Source organism: Klebsiella sp. 28, assembly GCF_018223905.1.
Taxonomy (GTDB): domain Bacteria; phylum Pseudomonadota; class Gammaproteobacteria; order Enterobacterales; family Enterobacteriaceae; genus Klebsiella; species Klebsiella pneumoniae.
In genome coordinates, this window is the sequence record NZ_JAGRQY010000093.1 from 21,013 (window position 1) to 27,729 (window position 6,717).

General features: G+C 50.3%; 5 protein-coding genes and 1 pseudogene. 1 reads left to right on the top strand and 5 read right to left on the bottom strand.

Annotated features, from left to right (window positions below; genetic code table 11):
- Positions 1-10 precede the first annotated feature (10 nt).
- Positions 11-730, bottom strand: coding sequence for a (Fe-S)-binding protein (locus KHQ28_RS16760; protein WP_001102107.1), 720 nt, complete (start codon positions 728-730; stop codon positions 11-13).
- Positions 731-804: 74 nt separating this feature from the next.
- The gene (gene dld / locus KHQ28_RS16765; RefSeq protein WP_020324177.1) at positions 805-2,502 is read right to left on the bottom strand and encodes a D-lactate dehydrogenase; all 1,698 of its coding nucleotides are present in this window, start codon (positions 2,500-2,502) and stop codon (positions 805-807) included.
- Positions 2,503-2,937: 435 nt separating this feature from the next.
- Between dld and KHQ28_RS16770 the strand changes: the two genes are divergently transcribed.
- Complete coding sequence (locus tag KHQ28_RS16770) at positions 2,938-4,491, top strand: L-lactate permease (protein WP_020324174.1); 1,554 nt, start codon at positions 2,938-2,940, stop codon at positions 4,489-4,491.
- 429 nt (positions 4,492-4,920) lie between these two features.
- Here the strand turns inward: KHQ28_RS16770 and KHQ28_RS16775 are convergent.
- The 3 genes and pseudogenes from KHQ28_RS16775 to KHQ28_RS16785 all read right to left on the bottom strand — a co-directional run.
- A protein-coding gene (locus tag KHQ28_RS16775; RefSeq protein WP_087530307.1) for an IS3-like element ISEc52 family transposase occupies positions 4,921-6,089 on the bottom strand; the annotation gives its coding sequence in 2 pieces (ribosomal slippage) (positions 4,921-5,840 and positions 5,840-6,089; 1,170 coding nt in all).
- A gap of 93 nt (positions 6,090-6,182) precedes the next feature.
- Positions 6,183-6,386, bottom strand: coding sequence for an HHA domain-containing protein (locus KHQ28_RS16780; protein WP_004150739.1), 204 nt, complete (start codon positions 6,384-6,386; stop codon positions 6,183-6,185).
- A 60-nt stretch (positions 6,387-6,446) separates the two neighbouring features.
- A pseudogene (locus KHQ28_RS16785) lies at positions 6,447-6,717 on the bottom strand (DNA-binding protein); the annotation flags it as partial.

Sequence of the window (6,717 nt, forward strand, 5' to 3'; positions counted from 1 at the left end):
CTCTTTCCCCTCAGCGGCTCATCAGCACTTCAGCAATATGCATCACTTTGACCGGCTGGCCTTCCCGTTGCAGTCGGCCGCCAATGTTCAGCAGGCAGCTGACGTCTGCGCCAATCAAATATTCCGGCTTTGCATCCATCAGATGTAAGACTTTCTCTTTCACCATCTCACCGGATATTTCGGCCATCTTGACCGAGAACGTTCCGCCAAAGCCGCAGCAGGTGTCCTGATCGGCAAACGTCAGCAGCTCCAGTCCGCGCACGTTTTTCAGCAGCGTGAGCGGCTCTTCCTTCACCCCCAGTTTGCGGGTCAGGCTACAGGAAGGATGATACACAGCGCGCCCCTGCAGGCTGGCGCCAACGTCCACCACGCCCAGTTTGTTGACGATAAAGGAGGTGAGATCCTGCATACGCGCGGAAACTTTCTCAGCACGTAGCGCCCATTCCGGTTCATCGGCCAGATACGTCGGGTAGCTTTTAACCGCGTAGGTACAGGAGCCCGCCGGGGAGATAATCGGATCGTCGTTGTCTTCCAGCGCGGCGATCAGGTTTTTCATCCCGGGGATCGCCTCTTTGATGTAACCGCTGTTGATGGCTGGCTGACCGCAACACCCTTGCTTCTCGGGGAAATTAACGCGACAACCCAGTTTTTCCAGCAGCAATACGGAGTCTCGTGCCATCCGTGATTTCAGTGCGTCACCAATACAGGTAACAAAGAAATTTACATTCACAATAACTACTCCATTGCTTCATTTCTGTTTATTGCGCTTGATATCGCGATATCAAGCAAAAGTTCAGTCGTATTTCATGCCCAGTTTTTATGTTTGCTGGTTTTACCAATACCTGGGTTCATAGTGTTGGTCGGATCATTTTCCTGATAAAAACGTGCCAAATTTTCCGGCGCTTTATACAGATGGCCGACATTGTGTTCCGCCGGATATTGCGCTCCGCGTTGGCGCAGTAATTCCAGCATCTGTTCTTTTAACGCGTGGGCATCTACGCCTTTTTTAACGATATAATCCTGATGGAATACATGGCACATAAAATGGCCGTAATAGAGTTTATGCACCAACTGACTGTCAATTTCCGCCGGTAAATTCTCATACCATTCGGTATCATTGCGGCGTAATGCAATATCCAGCGCGAGAATATCCTCAACCTCGTCAGAATGAACGGCCTGATAACGAATGGCAGCACCCGCGGCGGCAAAACGATGCAGAAACGCCTTACTGCCCTCTTCCGCGGTACAGGTAAAGAACGCGCCCTCGGCCGATTTAAAATAGTCCGTTAACCATGCCTGGGCTTCGGCCACACCCTCGCCGGACATTTTCAACATCAGATGGTGTTCATAGTTATCGCGCCAGGTCTTCATCCGCGCCGGGAGATGGCTCGGGAACAGATGGCTAAAAGCCTGCATCGCGCGGTCAGTAAAGTGCGGGCGAAAGATCTTCACCTTCTCAAGTATGGCCTCGGTACGCCCCTTCAGGTTGAAGAAGAACGGCATTTTGTCCGTGCCAAGTTTGTCGATCATCAGGAAGGTATCTTTGCTGTATTTCTCTGCAATATCATAGATATCGCGGTGCATATACTCCCCAGCAACCGGCAGGTTTGTAAAATTCGCCAGGATGTGGCGGCGAATCTCAGTCAGGACATCAGTCTGATTGGTACCGATATAAAAGACCTGCTGGTTCTTCTCGGCTTCAAAGGTATCCAGACGTACGGCAAACACCGCTAACTTGCCCGCGCAGCCAGAGGATTCAAACAGGCGATCCGGGTCAGCGTTGTAACGTGCTGGCGTGTCGGCATTGATGTCCCGCACGCGGCTAACATAGTCGTGATCGTGCGCGTGACGCCCGTCATGGTTGACGAGCGCGGCTTCAATCACATTGTTATCCAGCCGGGCAAGGATTTGCTCTGGCGTCTGACCTAGCTCAATGCCAAGGTGATTGACCAGCTGCAAGCGTCCCTGTTCATCAATGCGGGCAAACAGCGACATCTCGGTGTAAGCCGGGCCTCGCTGGACCAGAGAACCGCCCGAGTTATTACAGATACCGCCGATAACCGACGCGCCGATGCACGAAGAGCCGATCACCGAATGCGGCTCACGGCCAAACGGCTTCAGCGCCCTTTCCAGCGAGTACAGCGTGGTGCCCGGATAAGCCAGCACCTGCTTGCCCTCATCCAGCACATGCAGACTGTCCAGCCGCAGCGTGCTGATAATGACGATCTCGCGGTCGTAGTCATTACCATTTGGCGTCGAACCCTCGGTCAGGCCTGTGTTCGACGCCTGCATCAGGATTATTTTATCAGCCTCAACGCAGGCGCTGAGGACTTTCCAGAGTTCAAGCAAAGAGCCGGGGATAACCACCGCCAGAGCATCACCCTGACCCGAGCGGAATCCCTTACGGTAACGCGCAGTTTTTGACGGTTCGGTGAGGATATGAGCAGGGCCAACCAATTGGGTAAGAGTCGTCAAAAAGGTCTTATTATCAGTATGTTTCATGGAGGGCGGCTCTCCGCTCCTTATATCAGGGCCAGTGAAAATGGCTATAAGTTCATTTGTATGACAAAGCAGAATATTCCCTCAATCAATATCCACATGCAATACCCCATTTTATTTCTTTCGGTACCGCTCACATTTTTTAATGAAATTACCACCGCCATATAATTCATACCTCGCCCTTTGAGGGGATGCCAAAACACTTATTTCATTTATTGCAAAGATCATCCCATACCTATTAATGATTAACTCTAATGTGTGTTGTAATATTTAGTAGTTATTCATATTTAATAAAAAAATAACATTATTTATACAATTATTAACCTTTATAACTTTATTTCACTGAAGCGATTCAGTTAGCATTTTTTATTTTATTATTCAGGTAGCTTCCTTCCCCCTAAATATAGTTCAGTCTAAAAAAGTAAATCGGGAATTGTAATGCAAGAATATTTAATGTTTGCTCTGGCACTCTCTCCTTTGCTGCTGATGGTATTTTTAATACTGAAATTAAAAATGCCCATCCATTATTCCGTACTGATCTCTTTGGTATTCACCGCTGCACTATCGGCAATATTCTGGGAAATGCCCGTACAAAATCTGAAAGCCGCGATAGGGTATGGCGCACTGAAGGGACTATGGCCGATCGTGATTGTGATCCTCGGCGCTATTTTCAGTTATAACGTCATGCAGGCGACCAAAGCGCTGGATATTTTGCGCGATATTCTCGCCAGCATTAGCGAAGATAAGCGTATTCAGGTGCTGCTGATTTCATGGTGTTTTGGTGGATTTCTTGAAGCCGCAGCGGGCTATGGCACGGCGGTCGCTATTCCGATCGGCATTCTCATTGCGCTGGGATTCAACCCGTTGAAGGCGGCGATTTCCTCTCTCGTGGCAAATACAGTTCCTACCGCATTCGGCGCGGTCGGGATCCCGGTTTCTATTCTGGCTGAACAGGTTAATCTGCCGGTTTATACCTTAGGCGGAACCATTATTTTGCAGCTCGCGTTGTTTAATATCCTGCTGCCGTTTGTGATTGTCTGCATTATTGGCGGTGGCCTGAAAGCCATTCGCGGCGTATTTCTGATCACGTTGATTTGCGGCATTTCCACGCTGATTCCGCAATATTTTGTCGCCATCCATCTTGGCGCGGAATTACCCGCTTTTGCCGGTAGCCTGGTCAGCCTGTTTGCCGTGGCGATGGTCAGTCGCCTGCGCAAAGGGAAAACCGATCCAGAGTGGCGCATTGAGGTCAGCCATACCCGCGAAACCACGCCGCGCTCGGCAAAAGTGTTGTTCCGCGTGGGCTCTATCTATCTGTTTATTTTTGTGTTTATCCTGCTGTGTTCGCCGCTGTTCCCGACAATAAAAGGCGCGGCGTCCCAACTGGCTTCGGTGCTGCATTTCACGTTGGCTGACGGCAAAACGATGGCACTGAAAGTTGAATGGGTGACCACACCAGGGATGCTGATTATCTTTGCGACCATTATCGGCGGTTTTATTCAGGGAGCGTCCGCACGCGGGATGCTGGAAGTATTTATCAAAACGATTTTCCAGCTTAAAAACTCTATCGTGGCAATTATGGCGATCGTCGCGCTGGCCACGGTGATGGATCTCAGCGGGATTATCTCCACACTGGCGCAGTCGATTGTCGATCTGACCGGCAGCTCGTACGTCTTCCTCGCCCCGGTGATTGGCGCGCTGGGCACGTTCGTTACCGGCAGCGATACCAACTCGAACATTCTGTTTGGCAAGCTGCAAACCATAGCTGCCAGCAAGTTACATATCGATCCCAACTGGCTGGCGGCGGCCAATACCTCTGGCGCTACGGGGGGCAAAATGATTTCGCCGCAAAGCATCGCCATCGCGGTTTCTGCCACCAAAATGGACGGTCAGGCCAATCAGATCATGTCTGGCACCATGAAATACTGCTGTGCCTACATTGTGATCCTTGGCCTGAAAGTCGGTCTCTTTTATTACTGGTTTATGGCGTAAGCCATTGTCAACCCCGTCAAATTCGCGGCAATCGTATTTGACGACACAGTGACCAAAAAGGTTTACACCACCCCAGAAACGGAACAAGGCGACAGGCTTTACGATTTGTCGGCGCTGACTAAAATAGCGCCGATGTTTCAAATCGAGGATTGTTGTTATGTTGTTCTGGAAAAAGATGGTGAAGAAGTTCGACGCCTTTTCCGCGTTGATTCCACCACGCTACTTCCGCGTGTAATACCTGGCACTTATTCCTGATGGCGCTTCGCTTATCAGGCCTACATTTCACACTCATTTGTAGGCCTGCGTTTCACGCTCATTTATAGGCCGGATAAGGCGCGAGCCGCATCCGGCAGCAACAGCAGCGTAAAATGCTCACCCCTTTCTCTTACGCAGACCGCATGCTCTTAACACCACCACCCACTGAAGTGGTCAACAAAAACTGGCCACCGCGTTAGAGTTTTTCCAGTATCGGTTTTCTGATTCGTTTGGCGGTAACCCACCATTATATTCGTGCGGTCTTAGTGCGCTGTAATATCCAACTATATAGTCCGTTATTGCGTGAGCTGCATCGCTGAAGCTTACATAGCCCGTCGCCGGCACCCATTCGTTCTTCAGACTCCTGAAGAAGCGCTCCATTGGGCTGTTATCCCAGCAGTTTCCACGCCGACTCATACTCTGCCTGATCCGGTATCGCCACAGTAACTGCCGGAACTGCCTGCTCGTATAATGGCTGCCTTGATCGCTGTGGAACATCACCCCGACGGGCTTACCACGGGTTTCCCATGCCATTTCCAGTGCTTTCATGGTGAGCCTGCTGTCCGGCGAGAACGACATGGCCCAGCCCACTGGTTTTCTTGCGAACAGGTCGAGAACAACGGCGAGGTACGCCCAGCGCTTACCCGTCCAGATATAGGTCACATCACCGCACCACACCTGATTTGGTTCCGTTACGGCGAACTGTCGCTCAAGATGATTCGGGATAGCAACGTGCTCATGACCGCCACGCTTATACCGGTGAGTCGGCTGCTGGCAACTGACCAGCCCCAGCTCTTTCATGAGTCTGCCAGCAAGCCAGCGCCCCATCTGGTAACCTCTCTGGGTTGCCATTGTGGCGATGCTTCTTGCTCCGGCAGAGCCGTGGCTGATGCCATGCAGTTCAAGTACCTGACTGCGTAATACAGCCCGTCTGCCGTCTGGCTTTTCAGGACGGTTTTTCCAGTATTTGTAGCTGCTGCGATGAACCCCGAACACATGGCAGAGAGTGGCCACAGGATAACGCGCCCTGAGTTTCCCGATTATCAAGAACTGTTCAGGGAGTCTGACATCAAGAGCGCGGTAGCCTTTTTTAATATTTCATTTTCCATTTCAATACGTTGTAGCTTTTTCCTGAGCTCACGGATTTCAATTTGTTCCGGGGTAATGGGGGAGGCTTTTGGTGTTTTGCCCTGCCGTTCATCACGTAATTGTTTCACCCATCGCGTCATTGTGGAAAGGCCGACATCCATAGCGCTGGCTGCATCTGTCACGGTGTAGTTCTGGTCAACGACCAGTTGAGCGGATTCGCGTTTAAACTCTGCGCTGAAATTTCTTTTTTTCATTATGGCACCTGTGTTGTTCTGAGGTGAGCATATCACCTCTGTTCAGGTGGCCAAATTCAGTAAACCACTTCAAACAGACTGATGCCGGCTGTATTATTTAACATATTTCCAGACGCCTGCAGGTATTTTGTCATAAAACTTCCCCATTGCCATTTCCGCCAGCCGGTGATCAACCGCAGCATTGAAATGCTCAAGCTCATCATCTGACAGAGAATATTTATTTTTTTCTATTACCCTTTCCAGGGTTTCCTTCGATGTACAGCGCCGTAGTCGTAAAATCCATTCCTGTTTGGTCATTATTTTTTTATATCCTGAGGCTTCCATGGTATTTAATTTTACAAATAACGCAAATTTCTTTCAGGCGTTATGGCCCGTGCCGTTCTGCGTAAGATAATCACTGATGCTCAGACCGGACAAGCGTATGTTATCCGAAATCTCCCTGAACTGCTCCTCCCACCCGTCCTGCAGCTCCCTGATTGCCGCGATCTGGAAAGCAACACTGAAAGGCGTTCTGCCCAGTTTCTCGGAAAGCCAGAACAGATGCTTGCCAATCTCTTCGTCCGGTACCGAATCGAGCGCATCACTCAGTAAGGTTTTTTCGTCTTCCTGCCAGGGATGACCGGCTCGC

Coding starts and splice junctions, on each gene's coding strand:
- KHQ28_RS16770 (WP_020324174.1), top strand. CDS start 2,938: ATGCAAGAATATTTAATGTTTGCTCTGGCACTCTCTCCTTTGCTGCTG.
- dld (WP_020324177.1), bottom strand. CDS start 2,502: ATGAAACATACTGATAATAAGACCTTTTTGACGACTCTTACCCAATTG.
- KHQ28_RS16780 (WP_004150739.1), bottom strand. CDS start 6,386: ATGACCAAACAGGAATGGATTTTACGACTACGGCGCTGTACATCGAAG.